Raw genomic sequence first — 12,561 nt, forward strand, 5'->3', positions numbered from 1 at the left:
CTGATATAATAGTGGGCGAAAACGCGATTTTAACACAAGCGTTTGTGCAAAGTGCTAATGCCGTCTGAAATAAAGGCGCGTTTGCGGTATTTCAATCTTTTTGGGTGTATGTTTTATGAATTTGGAACAGTTGGGCAGGCGGGACGCGCTGCTTTCCGGACTTTTGAAACAGGCGGGACAGTGGCGGCGGTTGGATGCCGCCGTGAAAAAACTGCTGCCTGCCAACCTGCACCCGCATTTTCAGACGGCATGTATCGAAGACGGCAGGCTTGTCCTTTTGGCGGCAAACAATATGGCGGCATCGCGCTTGAAAATGATTGCACCGTCGGTATTGCCGCAGTTGGCAGGGCTTGACGCTTCGATACGCTCTGTTTCGGTCAGGCTGGTCCCGAAACCGGAAAAACCGCCGAAAACCAATACCCTGCATTTGAGTAAGGCTGCGCTGGAGAGTTTCGGTTCGGCGGCGGTAAAGTTGGAAAAACGGCATCCCGAATTGGCGGAGGCATTGGCAAACTTGGTTAGAAGGCATGGCGCATAAAATGTATACGGGAATTTGTGTAAACATCCGTTAATATTAAGAAGTAAAGGATAATGGGTCTAATACTAAAGAAATAGGTTCGGGGTAAAATTGCCCCTTTTAAAGTAAACGATTGTAAACTTGCAGACAGGCTTTGATTTCAAATGAAATTTGTAGCAAAATGCCGCTCCGAAACATCTGTTTGTGCAACGCGGCGGAATCTTTTTCAAGGTTTTGTTAATGGCGGTTGCACTTTGATTTCTGTAAAACCGAATATTATTTTATCGATTGGAGATTTGTTATGAAAGCGTATCTGGCTCTGATTTCTGCCGCCGTTATCGGTTTGGCTGCCTGCTCTCAAGAACCTGCCGCGCCTGCTGCCGAGGCAACTCCTGCTGCTGAAGCACCCGCTTCCGAAGCGCCTGCCGCCGAAGCTGCTCCTGCAGATGCTGCCGAAGCCCCTGCTGCCGGCAACTGTGCGGCAACTGTCGAATCCAACGACAATATGCAGTTCAACACTAAAGACATCCAAGTAAGCAAAGCTTGTAAGGAATTCACCATCACCCTGAAACACACCGGTACCCAACCTAAAACCAGCATGGGTCACAACATTGTCATCGGTAAAACTGAAGACATGGACGGTATTTTCAAAGATGGCGTTGGCGCAGCTGACACTGACTACGTTAAACCTGACGATGCGCGCGTTGTTGCCCACACCAAACTGATCGGTGGCGGCGAAGAATCTTCTTTGACTCTGGATCCTGCCAAACTGGCTGACGGCGAATACAAATTCGCTTGCACCTTCCCGGGTCACGGTGCTTTGATGAACGGCAAAGTGACTTTGGTCGATTAATCCGCTTAAAGTCTCAAAAGACGGACAGCCTGCTTTGTGCAGGCTGTTTTATTATAAAATGACTGCTTGAAAAGTGCCCGTTGAGAACGAAAACATGAATCCGTTTGAAACCCAAAGCGTTACCTTTGCCGAACCGATTGAAATGCTGTATGCCTGCCACGGCAAAGTACGCCGTTTTTGCGGCCAAGTCGCGATGCTGTCGGACTACATCGCCGAAAACGGCTGCAATCAGCTTGTTTTGCAAACCATCCGCCAAATCACCCGGTATTTCAACGTTGCCGCGCCGCTGCACCATGAGGACGAAGAAGAAAACTTTTTCCCGCTCCTGCTGCAATATGCGCCGCAAGCCCAAGAAAGCGTGGACGAGCTTTTACGCCAACATGTAAGCCTGCATGGCAACTGGGATGCCGTGGCTGCCGAATTTGCCAAACTCGAAGCAGACAATGCCTATATTCCCGATGCGGAAGCGTTCAAACGCTTTGTGGCGGGATATGATGTGCATTTGGCGATTGAAGAACCCTTGTTCGACATGGGCAAGATGTTCATCCCCAAAGAGAAACTGACCGAAATCGGCGAAATCATGGCGGCGCGCCGGCGCAGATAATGCCGTCTGAAACAATCGTCTCAAGGATATATTATGCTGACCCCGAAAAGTTGCGATTTGTTCAATATCCCGTTTTTCCAATTTTCCCAGCTTAAAAAATACCAGCCCGAAAGCATTCCGCAAATCAAGGCTGACTATAAAGAAAACTGGCAGATATGGCAGCAGCTGATTCAGCAGGTCGCCGCCGAATTGGGTGCGCCGTTTGCGCCGCCGCACATCGAACGCTGGTGTAACGGCTGGCAGGTGCGCGCCCACTTCTTTGCCTACTTCAAATACGAACAATATAAAAATTCCGCCGCGATTTTGTCGATACTGCTCAACCGCCGCCGACTGAGCGTCAGCTTGGATTGGCACTGCTACAAAGCCGACGTGTCGCCCATCGCGCTGCCTGATTACAACCGCTGGTTGGATAATTTTGATACCGAAAAATACGCTTCTTTCGATATGTGGCACGGTGCGGAAAGCGAATACGACGACTACCGCACCGTCGCGCAACAAAACGAGTCCGACCGAAAGTTGCAAAACGACGAAGACTTTTTCTGCATCGGCAAACACATCGAACGCGACGATTTGGGCAGGCAGGATGTCGCGAAATGGATAGCGGAAACGGTGGAAGATTTGCTGCCTCTTTACGAAGCGTGTCACGGCAAATGATTCAGAAGACTGACGGGTAAAAATACCCACCCCGTATGCCAACCTAACCTAAATGCCGTCTGAAAATCACATTCAGAACGTTTCAGATGGTCTAATTTCAAAAGTGAACAAATATGACCGAAACCCAATCCCTAGAACTAGCCAAAGCGTTGATTTCCCGCCCATCCGTTACCCCCGACGACCGAGATTGCCAAAAACTGCTTGTCGAACGCCTGTACAAAATCGGTTTTGCGGCTGAAGAACTCCATTTCGGCGACACCAAAAACATCTGGTTGCGACGCGGCACGAAAGTTCCCGTCGTCTGTTTTGCAGGGCATACCGACGTTGTACCGACAGGCCCTGTTGAAAAATGGGATTCGCCCCCGTTCGAGCCGACCGAACGCGACGGAAGATTATACGGGCGCGGCGCGGCGGACATGAAAACCAGCATCGCCTGCTTCGTTACCGCCTGTGAACGCTTCGTTGCCGAACATCCCGACCACCAAGGCAGCATTGCGCTTCTGATTACTTCCGACGAAGAGGGCGACGCGTTGGACGGCACGACCAAAGTCGTCGATGTATTGAAAGCGCGCGGCGAGTTGATTGACTACTGCATCGTCGGCGAACCGACAGCCGTGGACAAATTGGGCGATATGATTAAAAACGGCCGGCGCGGCTCGCTGTCGGGCAACCTGACCGTCAAAGGCAAGCAAGGCCATATTGCCTATCCGCATTTGGCAATCAATCCCGTGCATACTTTTGCCCCGGCCTTGTTAGAGCTGACGCAGGAAGTCTGGGACGAAGGCAACAAATACTTCCCGCCGACCAGCTTTCAAATTTCCAATATCAACGGCGGTACAGGCGCGACCAACGTCATTCCGGGCGAGCTGAATGTCAAATTCAATTTCCGCTTCTCCACCGAGTCCACCGAAGCAGGGCTGAAACAACGCGTTCACGCCATTTTGGACAAACACGGCGTGCAATACGATTTACAGTGGTCGTGTTCGGGGCAGCCCTTTCTGACCCAAGCGGGCAAACTGACCGACGTGGCACGCGCAGCCATTGCCGAAACCTGCGGCATTGAGGCCGAATTGTCCACCACCGGCGGCACTTCGGACGGACGCTTCATCAAAGCCATTGCAAAAGAACTCATCGAATTAGGCCCGTCCAATGCCACCATCCACCAAATCAACGAAAACGTGCGGCTGGACGATATTCCGAAGCTGTCTGCGGTGTATGAGGGGATATTGGCGCGGTTGTTGGCTGGAAATGCCGTCTGAAAGCAGCTTGCTTGCCGGATACGGATGTCCGACCATTTGCTTAGACCTAACGTGGGTTTGAGATATAGTGGATTAAATTTAAACCAGTACGGCGTTGCCTCGCCTTGCCGTACTATTTGTACTGTCTGCGGCTTCGTCGCCTTGTCCTGATTTAAATTTAATCCACTATAATACATTGATTTTTATGTAGATTTTTTTATTTAAACAGCAATCCATTCCCTCTCCCGTGGGAGAGGGTGAGGGAGAGGGCATCGGGGCGGCAACGGAAATATTGCCTGTATCTGCCCCGTTTTACCCTCTCCCCGACCCTCCCCCACAGGGGAGGGAGTCAAGTTGCAGGCACACCGACGGAATATGGTTGAAACCCGGCCATTCGGGGCAGTGGGATTTTGGTTTATTTTTGGGAAGTAACCCCTTCCAAATCAGGGTAAACAGGGCTGCGCCTTATGTGCGGCCCTGCGTGTTGGAGATAATAGTGCCGTCAAATTACTTTCATACGCGCGAACGATTGGGTGCTTTGGGCGGCATCGTGCAACATCATACCGCCTTGTACCGCAGCGTGGCGGTATATGAACCAGCTGTGCTTATCGTGCGGCGCGGAAGCAAGAAGCTGCGGTGGGCGAGGCGAGAATTGCGGGTGAGGCGGTTGCGTTGGCAGGCGGACAGACGTTTGACGTTATTAATATTCCCGATTCAGACGGCCTCTATCAGGCGCAATGGATTGCTTTTGAACAGGAAACCGTAGAAAGGTTCGCCGCACAATACGGGACGGCGCAGGCAGTGTGCGATGCGGTGAAGCTGCCGCACCCCAGGCGGATGGGCGCGGCGTTTGATTATGCGGCGGCGGTGCTGACGGATGAAGAAGTGCCGCACAATGCGGCGGAGGCCGCGCTTTGCGGCGTGTTGGCGTGGTTGCAGCATGACGGCATCGGTTTTGCCGTGTACGAAGGCGTCAACCTGATGCGGCAAATCTGCAAACTGATTACTGCCGATATGGCTGCGGACTGGTCGTCGGCGATGCTGGCGCAGCGGCTTAATTGCAGCGAGGTCGCATTGCGGCGGCGGACATCGGCGGGAATGTCGGCGACCACCCAGTGCATCCAGCCCAGTCCGGTCGGCGCGTCTTTATCGTAAACGGTCAGGACGAAACTTTTTGTCCCGGCGGGCGGATTTTTCCACGACAGCGCGGGCGAAGCATTGCCGCCCGAACAGCCAAAGCCGTAAGGCGCGCTCAAAATCTGGTTTTGCGTGAAGCCGCCGTCTTCGGACGGGTTGTCGAATTGCAGCGTGAATGCGCCCCCGGCAAAGGCAGCGGTTGAAAAAGCCAGCAGTACGGCGGAGAGGATGCGGGTTTGCATAGATGATTCCTTTGCTTGATGAATAAGTGGATTCATTATAGGCTGTCAACGGCGGCAGGAATGTGCCGAAACGGTTGGATGATGTGCCGGAATGCGCAAATGCAAAAATCGTGGTTTCAGACGACCCTTTGCAGGTCGTCTGAAGTCTTTAATTCCTTTCCCTGATGCTTTGGAAATATCGCATATTTAGGCATTGCCGCAACCCGACCCTCAAGGTTTCCGCCGCAGCCTGTTCCTGCACCGGCGTGCGGGAATGGCGAAAATTGGGGATTTTGCCGTCAAATCCATGATAGAGATACGGAGCAAACGAATGATTACCCTGCCTTCCTTAAACAATCTGCCGTCAAAATGGGATGAAATCCGCTATTGGCTCGAAACCCGGGTTTGTGAGTGCGGCGTTATGTCGCATCCCAATTTGACGGAATGCGAAGCCGGGCAGTTCGATCGGGATTTTTGGGACAATATCGGCTGCGCGCCTGAAGAATATGTCCGTATCCGCCGAGCCATCCGTCTGTTGGAAGCGCGTTATCCCGACAGTTTGAATGAGCTGGTGTGTGCCGCCATTGCCACGCCTTTGGGCGAGATGCTGGCGGTGTTCGGAAATAAGGGATTGTGTCTGCTGGAGTTTGTCGGACAGAAGCATTTGGAACAGGAAATTGCCGCCGTCCAAAAAGCCTTGCGCGGACGGTTTGTGTTTCGGGAGGATGAGCGGACGCAACTTTTGCGGCAGGAATTGGACTTATACTTCAAGGGTCGTCTGAAAACCTTTGCCACGCCTTTGGAGCAGATTGGCACCGAGTTTCAAAAGCAGGCATGGGACGCGCTCTTGGCGATTCCTTACGGCGAAACGCGCAGCTACAAAGAGCAGGCGCAGCGTTTGGGCAACCCCAACGCCGTCCGCGCCGTTGCCGCCGCCAACGGGCAGAACAAGGTGTCTATCTTGATTCCCTGCCACCGCGTCATCGGCAGCGACGGCAAACTGACCGGCTACGCGGGCGGGTTGAACCGCAAACAGTTTTTACTGGCTTTGGAACGCGGCGAAGTTCAGACGGCATTGTTTTAAGCGGGGGAGGGCAGAACGGCTCATCGGGCTTAAATATGGTGTGATGACGGCTGTGGAAATTCATACAACGGCAATCCTTTTAAGGCATCGGTCTTAATGTCTTTCTGATTCATATGCTTGTCGTTTTGTCGCCCATTTTTCCAAAATTAAGGATTGACACATTTTTTCCGGACGCTATAATACGCCCCATTCCCCGATAGCTCAGTCGGTAGAGCGACGGACTGTTAATCCGCAGGTCCCTGGTTCGAGCCCAGGTCGGGGAGCCAGAATTTTGAAGCCCGAACTTGAATGTTCGGGCTTTTTCATATTTGCACGTACGGCGTTCGGAATGAGACAAGATAGGTTTTCCAACGGTTTCGCGGTAAAATTCCGCCTGTCTGATTTCGGTTTCTTGTTATGTCCATCAAAATCCTGATTATTTCCCCCAGTTGGATAGGCGACTGCGTGATGACCCAGCCCTTGTTCCGCCGTTTGAAGGAACTTCACCCCGGTTGCACGATTGATGTGTTCGCACCGAAGTGGTCGATGGCGGTGTTTGAGCGTATGCCGGAAGTGAATGAGATTCTTGAAAATCCGTTCGGACACGGTGCGTTGGAGTTGAAACGCCGTTGGCGGGTCGGTAGGGATTTGGGGCGGCGCGGATACGATCAGGTTATCGTGTTGCCCGGTTCTTTGAAATCGGCAATCATCGCGCTGGCGACAGGTATCGGTAAAAGGACGGGTTATGTCGGTGAAAGCCGTTATTTTCTGTTGAACGATATACGCAGGCTGGATAAGGAACGTCTGCCTTTGATGGTGGACAGATATACGGCTCTCGCGCATCCGAGCCAGGAGGATTTTGACGGGCATTCGGGATTCCCCGAGTTTTCCATTGATGAACGGCGGCGGGAAATTTCTGTCGAAACCTTTGGCTTGGATATTGGAAAGCCTGTTCTGGCTTTTTGTCCGGGTGCGGAATTCGGGCCGGCAAAGCGTTGGCCGACAAGGTATTTTGCCGAGTTGGGCAAACATTATTCGGCGGCGGGTTGGCAGGTTTGGCTGTTCGGTTCGCAAAAAGATGATGAAATTGCCGAGGAAATCAACTGCCTTTCAGACGGTATGTGTGTCAATTTGTGCGGCAAAACCGATTTGTCGCAGGCAATGGATTTGCTGTCGTTGGCGGACACGGTCGTGTGCAACGACAGCGGGCTGATGCACTTGGCGGCGGCATTGGGCAGGAAGGTGGTGGCGGTTTACGGTTCTTCCAGCCCGACGCATACGCCGCCTTTGAGCGACAGGGCGAAAATCGTCAGCCTGCACTTGGAATGTTCGCCCTGTTTTAAGCGGGAATGTCCGCTGGGGCATACCGACTGCCTCAACAGGCTGTATCCCGAGAAGATTGTGCAGGCGGTTGAAGAGGCGGTATGATGGGTTCTGTTTTCGGGTTTATGCCGTCTGACGGCGGATATTGATAGGATGTTTATGGCTATTGCGAACAATAAAAAAGCATTTCACGATTTTTTCATTGAAGACCGGATTGAAGCCGGTTTGGTCTTGGAAGGCTGGGAAGTCAAAGCAATCCGCGCCGCGCGCGTACAGCTTAAAGAGAGTTATATCTATTGGAAAAAAGACGCGTTTTATCTGGTCGGCTGCCATATTACGGCTTTGCCCACAGCCTCGACACACATTAAACCAGATGCCGTACGTCCGCGCAAGCTCTTGTTGAACCAGTCGGAAATCAACAAATTAATCGGCAAAACCGAACGTGCCGGCTACACCATCGTGCCGCTGGATTTGCATTTTTCGCGCGGAAAAATCAAGATGGAAATCGGTTTGGCAAAAGGTAAGAAACAGCACGACAAACGTCAGAGTATGAAAGAGGCGGATTGGAAACGCGAGAAACAGCGGTTGATTAAGCATACGCGCTGATTGTGGAAACAGTGCTTCAGACGGTATGGGCAAGGCTGCCGCCTGATGTGTAAACGTTCTACACCTAAACCAGCATCCGCTTTAATCAGTACGGCATGATGCCCCAAACCTTCGTCAAAGGTTTGAGCAATTTGATGATAAATTGGCATTAGCCAAGGGTAAAGTGCGGTCATTTTTCCTGAAATTTTTGTAAATAACGAGGGCAATTATACACATTTTCAAACTGGCTTGACAAAATAGCAAAAAGCAAACGTTTACTTTTAATAAATAAGAAATAAATAGAGAAAAATGTGAGCTAAATGACATTTTTTGTTCAATTCTATGCTAAAATCCACGCCCCATTTATCTTTACTTGACAAAGGAAAATTTATTATGAAACTCGAAGCAAGCAAGCAAGCAGAAGTTTAAAAAATCATTTATTATAAGTCTATTTTTTTCTATTCTTTATACCTCTCCTCTTTTGGCTGTTGATTATGTTTACGACAAAACCAAGCTCACTGATGATGAAATTACCCGCTTAAAAAAACTCCGCGATAGAAATAGTGAATATTGGAAAGAAGAAACTTATCACATAAAAAGTAACAACCGAGTTTATCCAAACATTCCCGCATTATTCCCTAAACATCCTTTCGATCCATTCGAAAACATCAATAATTCAAAAAGGATTTCTTTTTATGACAAAGAATACACTGAAGATTACCTTGTTGGTTTTGCTCAAGGTTTAGGCGTTGCAAAAAGAAATGGGGAAACAGAAAAACCAATACGGCAATATTTTAAGGAATGTTTAAACACTGGGAAATATAGTGATGATACTTGCAAATCTCAACAATCTATTCCTACAGTAAGAAGTGATATTTTCGCCCTAAATACGAAAATAAAAAATAGCCATATCAACAGCGAAATTTTATCTGTAGGTAATTATATCGAATGGCTTCGCCCAACACTTAATCAGCTTTCTAGTTCGCAAGAGCATCTCTATTCTGATGTAGATCCATTCCACTATATTGAGGTTACAGACAACTCGCACGTTATCGGGCAAACGATTAGTTTGGATGAATTCCGCTTAGAAAATTCTCTCTGGGAGCCCCGTTGGGATTCTGATGTTGGGGAATTAAAAACAACGAATGCAGACATCCGTTTTAATACTAAAAGTGAAAGTTTACTCGTAAAAGAAGATTATGCTGGCGGAGCTCGTTTTCGTTTTGCTTACGGTCTAAAAGATAAAGTCCCTGAAACACCAGTTTTAACTTTTGAAAAAAATATAACTGGCACTTCCGACATCATCTTCGAAAATCCAATAGACGATTTAAAAAGTCTCGACGGGCATCAAATTATCAAAGTAAATGGCACAGCAGATAAACACGCATTCCGTCTTTCTGGCAAACACCAAAAGGGAATTTATACGCTTTCTTTACAACAACGCCCAGAAGGCTTTTTTACCAAAGTGCAAGAACGCGATGATATTTCGATTTATGCACAACAGGCTCAAGCTGCCAATACCTTATTCGCCTTGCGTTTGAACGACAAAAACAGCGATATTTTCGACCGCACTTTACCACGCAAAGGCTTGTGGTTGCGTGTGATTGACGGACATTCCAACCAATGGGTGCAAGGCAAAACAGCACCTGTAGAAAGCAATCGTAAAGGTGTGCAACTCGGCGGCGAAGTATTCACATGGCAAAACGAAAGTAATCAACTTTCCGTTGGCTTAATGAGCGGACAAGCAGAACAACGCAGCACTTTCCGCAATCCAGATACAGACAATCTTACAACGGGAAATGTGAAAGGCTTTGGGGCGGGCATTTATGCCACTTGGCATCAGCTTCAGGACAAACAGACAGGTGCGTATGCGGATAGCTGGGTACAATATCAACGCTTCCGCCACCGCATTAACACTGAAGATGCTACAGAACGTTTTACTTCAAAAGGTATTACCGCCTCAATTGAAGCGGGTTACAATGCTTTATTGGCGGAACACTTCACTAAAAAGGGCAACCGTGTTCGTTTTTACCTGCAACCACAGGCGCAATTGACTTATTTGGGGGTAAACGGAAAATTCAGCGATAGCGAAAATGCCCACGTGAATTTACTTGGCTCCCGCCAATTACAAAGCCGAGTGGGCGTTCAAGCTAAAGCGCAATTTTCACTCTATAAAAATATCGCTATTGAACCTTTCGCCGCTGTGAACGCGCTTTACCACAACAAACCTTTCGGTGTGGAAATGGACGGAGAGCGTCGAATGATAAACAATAAGACGGCAATTGAAAGCCAATTAGGTGTAGCAGTGAAAATCAAATCTCACTTAACCTTACAAGCCACATTCAACCGCCAAACAGGCAAACATCATCAAGCTAAACAAGGTGCGTTGAATTTGCAGTGGACGTTTTAAGTTAAGTTGTAACAAAATAAAATCGGCAGGGAAATTTACTGCCGATTTTTTTATTTTAAAAATGCGGTCATTTTTCGTGTCATTTCCACCAATTTTTTACCGCACTCACGAGCTCGCGCTAAACCGACAATCGGATCTATTGTCCCTTTCTTTGTTGTGTATGCAAATCAGAAATGCCGGTTACGGAAGCAGTTTGCCCGGATTCATAATGTTATATGGATCAAGGTGTTGTTTGATGCTTTTCATCAGGGCGATTTCGGCAGGCGTGCGTACTTTGTCCAGCCACTGTTTTTTGATGATACCTATGCCGTGTTCGGCGGCAATCGTGCCGTTGCAGGCAAGAACGTTGCGATAAACTGCGTCGTTGATGTCGTTTTCGTAACGATAGACTTCATTGCTGAGGATTTCGGGCAGGAAAGTATTGTAGTGCAGGCTGCCGTCGCCAAGATGTCCGAAGCAGACGATTTGTATGCCTTTAAAATTCTGTTCCAAATCTTTGGCGCACCGGCGGACAAAGTCGGCAACGCGTCCGATAGGAATGGCAATATCGTGTTTGATGCTGGTGCCCAGTTTGCGTTGCGATGCGGAGATGTTTTCGCGCAATGCCCACATATGGATACGTTCTTGTTCGCTTTGTGCCAATACGCTGTCGGTAAATCCTTTTTTATAAAGAAATTCGACAAGCCGATCATCAAGATTGCTGTCGGGTAATGAGTCGGTCAACTCAAGTAAAATATGCCATTCTGAATGTGTCGGCAGGGGGAATTTGCTGAATTCGGAAGACAACTCGGCGGCAAAACGGCCGATCAGCTCAAAACTGCATAGGCGTTCGGCAAAGTGAGCTTGGGTTTCGGTCAGCAGGCGGACGGCGGATTCGATGTCGGGTATGCCGACCCATGCCGTTGCCTTGTCCGAGGGACGGGCAAAAAGCTTGAGCGTGGCGGCAGTGATGATGCCCAGTGTGCCTTCGCTGCCGATAAACAGATGGCGCAGGTCGTAGCCGGTGGTGTTTTTATGCAGGGGATGGAGATGGGAAACCAGCTCGCCGTTGGGGAGGACGACTTCCAAACCGATAACCAGGTCGCGCATCGTGCCGTAACGCAATACGTTCAAACCTCCGGCATTGCAGGCGATGTTGCCGCCGATTTGGCACGAGCCTTCGCTGGCGAGACTGAGTGGAAACAGCCTGTTTGAGGCTTCGGCTGCCTGTTGGACGGTTTGGAGTACGGAACCTGCTTCGACGGTTATGCAGTTGTCTGACAAATTGATGCTGCGGATGCGGTTGAGTTTGGAAAGGTTCAGCAATACGCCGTTTTCCGATACTGCCGCGCCGCACAAACCGGTATTGCCGCCTTGCGGCGTAACCGGAATGCGGTGTTCGTAACAAAAACGCATAATGGTTTGCACGCTTTCAACGCTGCGCGGCTGCAAAATGATGTCTGGTGCAGACGTAAAGCGGTTGCGCTGGTCTTTTAAAAGTGTCGGAGAAAGTTCGGCAATTTCATCTGCCGGCAGGAGTCGGGAAAATTCGGTATGAAGGTCAGGCATGTTTGTCGGAAGGGTAGGGAGAAGATTGAGGAAGGGAATCTGATGCCGTCTGAAAAATCAAAAAAGCAGGATACTGAACGTATCCTGCTTTTTTGCAAGCGGAAAATGCTTATTTTGCAGCTTCGGCAGCAGGAGCTTCAGCGGCAGGTGCTTCGGTAGCGGCAGCTTCAGCGGCAGGTGCTTCGGTAGCGGCAGCTTCAGCAGCGGGAGCTTCGGCGGCAGGTGCTTCAGTAGCAGGAGCTTCGGCGGCAGGTGCTTCAGCAGCGGGAGCTTCGGCGGCAGGTGCTTCAGTAGCGGGAGCTTCGGCGGCAGGTGCTTCAGCAGCGGGAGCTTCAGCGGCTTTTTCACCGCCGCAGGCTGCCAAAACCAAAGACAACAAAGCAGCGGCAAACAGGGATTTTTTCATTT

At 49.8% G+C, this 12,561-nt stretch carries 13 protein-coding genes, 1 tRNA gene and 1 pseudogene; 10 read left to right on the forward strand and 5 right to left on the reverse strand.

Annotated features, from left to right (window positions below; translation table 11 throughout):
- Nucleotides 1-115 precede the first annotated feature (115 nt).
- From IUJ45_RS10085 to dapE, 5 genes are all read left to right on the forward strand, one after another.
- Nucleotides 116-538 (forward strand): DciA family protein, encoded by a 423-nt coding sequence (locus IUJ45_RS10085; RefSeq protein WP_002227143.1) that lies wholly within the window; start codon nucleotides 116-118, stop codon nucleotides 536-538.
- 280 nt (nucleotides 539-818) lie between these two features.
- Nucleotides 819-1,370: an azurin gene (gene azu / locus IUJ45_RS10090; RefSeq protein WP_002216827.1), complete on the forward strand. Its 552-nt coding sequence runs from the start codon at nucleotides 819-821 to the stop codon at nucleotides 1,368-1,370.
- A 94-nt stretch (nucleotides 1,371-1,464) separates the two neighbouring features.
- Nucleotides 1,465-1,974, forward strand: a complete 510-nt coding sequence (locus IUJ45_RS10095) for a hemerythrin domain-containing protein (RefSeq protein WP_002216828.1) — start codon at nucleotides 1,465-1,467, stop codon at nucleotides 1,972-1,974.
- A gap of 33 nt (nucleotides 1,975-2,007) precedes the next feature.
- A complete protein-coding gene (locus tag IUJ45_RS10100; RefSeq protein ID WP_002225057.1) occupies nucleotides 2,008-2,628 on the forward strand; it encodes an HI_0552 family protein in 621 nt (206 codons plus the stop codon).
- A 113-nt stretch (nucleotides 2,629-2,741) separates the two neighbouring features.
- A complete protein-coding gene (gene dapE, locus IUJ45_RS10105; protein ID WP_002247015.1) occupies nucleotides 2,742-3,887 on the forward strand; it encodes a succinyl-diaminopimelate desuccinylase in 1,146 nt (381 codons plus the stop codon).
- Between the two features lie 59 nt (nucleotides 3,888-3,946).
- Here dapE and IUJ45_RS11260 read toward each other — a convergent pair.
- From IUJ45_RS11260 to IUJ45_RS10115, 3 genes and pseudogenes are all read right to left on the reverse strand, one after another.
- A pseudogene (locus IUJ45_RS11260) lies at nucleotides 3,947-4,057 on the reverse strand (IS5/IS1182 family transposase); the annotation flags it as partial.
- Nucleotides 4,058-4,580: 523 nt separating this feature from the next.
- Nucleotides 4,581-4,760: a hypothetical protein gene (locus IUJ45_RS10110; protein WP_164728535.1), complete on the reverse strand. Its 180-nt coding sequence runs from the start codon at nucleotides 4,758-4,760 to the stop codon at nucleotides 4,581-4,583.
- The gene (locus tag IUJ45_RS10115; RefSeq protein ID WP_002246299.1) at nucleotides 4,721-5,245 is read right to left on the reverse strand and encodes a YbhB/YbcL family Raf kinase inhibitor-like protein; all 525 of its coding nucleotides are present in this window, start codon (nucleotides 5,243-5,245) and stop codon (nucleotides 4,721-4,723) included. Before IUJ45_RS10115 ends, IUJ45_RS10110 begins: the two co-directional genes overlap by 40 nt.
- 310 nt (nucleotides 5,246-5,555) lie before the next feature.
- Between IUJ45_RS10115 and IUJ45_RS10120 the strand changes: the two genes are divergently transcribed.
- The 5 genes from IUJ45_RS10120 to IUJ45_RS10140 all read left to right on the forward strand — a co-directional run bounded on the left by IUJ45_RS10120 (nucleotide 5,556) and on the right by IUJ45_RS10140 (nucleotide 10,605).
- On the forward strand, nucleotides 5,556-6,308 hold the full coding sequence (locus tag IUJ45_RS10120; RefSeq protein ID WP_002246298.1) for a methylated-DNA--[protein]-cysteine S-methyltransferase: 753 nt from the start codon (nucleotides 5,556-5,558) through the stop codon (nucleotides 6,306-6,308).
- A gap of 190 nt (nucleotides 6,309-6,498) precedes the next feature.
- Nucleotides 6,499-6,574 (forward strand) — tRNA-Asn (locus IUJ45_RS10125).
- A gap of 130 nt (nucleotides 6,575-6,704) precedes the next feature.
- Entirely contained in the window at nucleotides 6,705-7,715 is a 1,011-nt protein-coding gene (gene waaF, locus IUJ45_RS10130; protein ID WP_002220574.1) for a lipopolysaccharide heptosyltransferase II, read from the forward strand.
- Between the two features lie 54 nt (nucleotides 7,716-7,769).
- Nucleotides 7,770-8,216: an SsrA-binding protein SmpB gene (gene smpB, locus IUJ45_RS10135; protein ID WP_002229688.1), complete on the forward strand. Its 447-nt coding sequence runs from the start codon at nucleotides 7,770-7,772 to the stop codon at nucleotides 8,214-8,216.
- Nucleotides 8,217-8,634: 418 nt separating this feature from the next.
- The gene (locus IUJ45_RS10140; protein ID WP_186003283.1) at nucleotides 8,635-10,605 is read left to right on the forward strand and encodes an autotransporter outer membrane beta-barrel domain-containing protein; all 1,971 of its coding nucleotides are present in this window, start codon (nucleotides 8,635-8,637) and stop codon (nucleotides 10,603-10,605) included.
- Between the two features lie 180 nt (nucleotides 10,606-10,785).
- Here IUJ45_RS10140 and IUJ45_RS10145 read toward each other — a convergent pair whose 3' ends face one another.
- Together IUJ45_RS10145 and IUJ45_RS10150 are read right to left on the reverse strand one after the other, a co-directional pair.
- Nucleotides 10,786-12,153, reverse strand: a complete 1,368-nt coding sequence (locus tag IUJ45_RS10145) for an FAD-binding oxidoreductase (RefSeq protein ID WP_002219018.1) — start codon at nucleotides 12,151-12,153, stop codon at nucleotides 10,786-10,788.
- Nucleotides 12,154-12,262: 109 nt separating this feature from the next.
- Nucleotides 12,263-12,559 (reverse strand): hypothetical protein, encoded by a 297-nt coding sequence (locus IUJ45_RS10150; RefSeq protein ID WP_002247012.1) that lies wholly within the window; start codon nucleotides 12,557-12,559, stop codon nucleotides 12,263-12,265.
- Nucleotides 12,560-12,561: the final 2 nt, after the last annotated feature.

Source organism: Neisseria meningitidis (genome assembly GCF_022869645.1).
Classification (GTDB): domain Bacteria; phylum Pseudomonadota; class Gammaproteobacteria; order Burkholderiales; family Neisseriaceae; genus Neisseria; species Neisseria meningitidis.

Excerpts from the sequence above, each read along its gene's own strand:
- IUJ45_RS10085 (WP_002227143.1), top strand. The coding sequence starts at position 116 with ATGAATTTGGAACAGTTGGGCAGGCGGGACGCGCTGCTTTCCGGACTT.
- azu (WP_002216827.1), top strand. The coding sequence starts at position 819 with ATGAAAGCGTATCTGGCTCTGATTTCTGCCGCCGTTATCGGTTTGGCT.
- IUJ45_RS10095 (WP_002216828.1), top strand. The coding sequence starts at position 1,465 with ATGAATCCGTTTGAAACCCAAAGCGTTACCTTTGCCGAACCGATTGAA.
- IUJ45_RS10100 (WP_002225057.1), top strand. The coding sequence starts at position 2,008 with ATGCTGACCCCGAAAAGTTGCGATTTGTTCAATATCCCGTTTTTCCAA.
- dapE (WP_002247015.1), top strand. The coding sequence starts at position 2,742 with ATGACCGAAACCCAATCCCTAGAACTAGCCAAAGCGTTGATTTCCCGC.
- IUJ45_RS10115 (WP_002246299.1), bottom strand. The coding sequence starts at position 5,245 with ATGCAAACCCGCATCCTCTCCGCCGTACTGCTGGCTTTTTCAACCGCT.
- IUJ45_RS10120 (WP_002246298.1), top strand. The coding sequence starts at position 5,556 with ATGATTACCCTGCCTTCCTTAAACAATCTGCCGTCAAAATGGGATGAA.
- waaF (WP_002220574.1), top strand. The coding sequence starts at position 6,705 with ATGTCCATCAAAATCCTGATTATTTCCCCCAGTTGGATAGGCGACTGC.
- smpB (WP_002229688.1), top strand. The coding sequence starts at position 7,770 with ATGGCTATTGCGAACAATAAAAAAGCATTTCACGATTTTTTCATTGAA.
- IUJ45_RS10145 (WP_002219018.1), bottom strand. The coding sequence starts at position 12,153 with ATGCCTGACCTTCATACCGAATTTTCCCGACTCCTGCCGGCAGATGAA.
- IUJ45_RS10150 (WP_002247012.1), bottom strand. The coding sequence starts at position 12,559 with ATGAAAAAATCCCTGTTTGCCGCTGCTTTGTTGTCTTTGGTTTTGGCA.